The organism is Ruegeria sp. L11 (genome assembly GCF_056531755.1).
This window is the reverse complement of sequence record NZ_JBQFMI010000051.1, coordinates 1-1,097: the sequence shown is the minus strand read 5'-3', so window position 1 is coordinate 1,097 and position 1,097 is coordinate 1. Positions and strand designations below refer to the sequence as shown.

General features: G+C 56.7%; 2 protein-coding genes. Both read right to left on the bottom strand.

Annotation, left to right across the window (positions count from 1 at the left end; genetic code table 11):
- Nucleotides 1-33: 33 nt before the first annotated feature.
- Nucleotides 34-897 (bottom strand): IS3 family transposase, encoded by an 864-nt coding sequence (locus ACR0CE_RS20515; RefSeq protein ID WP_480833613.1) that lies wholly within the window; start codon nt 895-897, stop codon nt 34-36.
- Nucleotides 894-1,097 (bottom strand): transposase (locus ACR0CE_RS20510; RefSeq protein WP_480833611.1); only part of this gene is annotated, 204 nt, incomplete at its 5' end. The genes ACR0CE_RS20510 and ACR0CE_RS20515, both read right to left, overlap by 4 nt.

The window sequence follows — 1,097 nt, the reverse complement described above, 5'->3', positions numbered from 1 at the left end:
ACTCCCCAATGTTTGGACAGATTTCGGTGTAATTTAAGCTACTTTTTGCTCCTGCTGATCGGTTTGGATTTCTTCTTTTCTCAGCCAATAGACCACGGCTGGGGGTTTGCCGCCAAGGGCGGAGTGTGGGCGTTTGCGGTTGTAGAAATCGATCCATTTCGCAACGCCCGCCTTCGCCTCTGATCCGGTCTCCCAGGCGTGCAGGTAGACGCATTCGTACTTCAACGACCGCCAGAGCCGCTCGACGAAGATGTTATCGAGGAACCGGCCTTTGCCATCCATCGAGATACGCACTCCGGATCGGCGTAGCCGGTCGGTCCAGGCAAACGAGGTGAACTGGCTGCCCTGATCCGTATTCATGATTTCCGGTGGGCCAAACCTGGCGATGGCCTCGTTCAGTGCCGCGACGCAGAAGTCGGCTTCCAGCGTGTTCGAGATGCGCCAGGCCAGCACCTTTCGGGTGTGCCAGTCCATGATGGCGACCAGATACAGAAAGCCCCTGCGCATCGGCAGATACGTGATGTCGGCACACCAGACCTGATTGGGGCGCTCCACCCGTAGGCCGCGCAGCAGATAGGGATAGGTCTTGTGCCCTTTCGCCGCTTTGCTGATGTTTGGTTTCTGATAGATCGGCATCAAGCCCATCAGCCGCATCAAGCGTCGGATGCGCTTCTCGTTCACCAGATGGCCTTCGTTTCGCAAGTGCCAAGTCATTTGCCGGACGCCAAAGAACGGTGTTTCCAGAAACTGCTCATCGATCTGGCGCATCAACATCAGATTCATCGCTGTCTCACCCTTGGGCATGTAGTAAAACGATGACCGCGAGACCGACAACAGCTTCCACTGTTTGCCAATCGACAGGTTGGTATTGGCAGGCTCGACCATCTTGCGCCTCACTTGCCGATCCACGGCTTGAGCTTTCGTGACAAAAAATCGTTGGCAACGGCCAGCTCCCCGATCTTCGCGTGCAGTTCTTTGACTTGCTCCTCGTCGATCTCTGGGGGCTTCTTTCCGCCACGCTCGAACACGCCGGACGCGCCTTCCAGAAGCGCCCGTTTCCAGCTGTGGATCATCGTTGGGTGAACGCCAAACTGGCT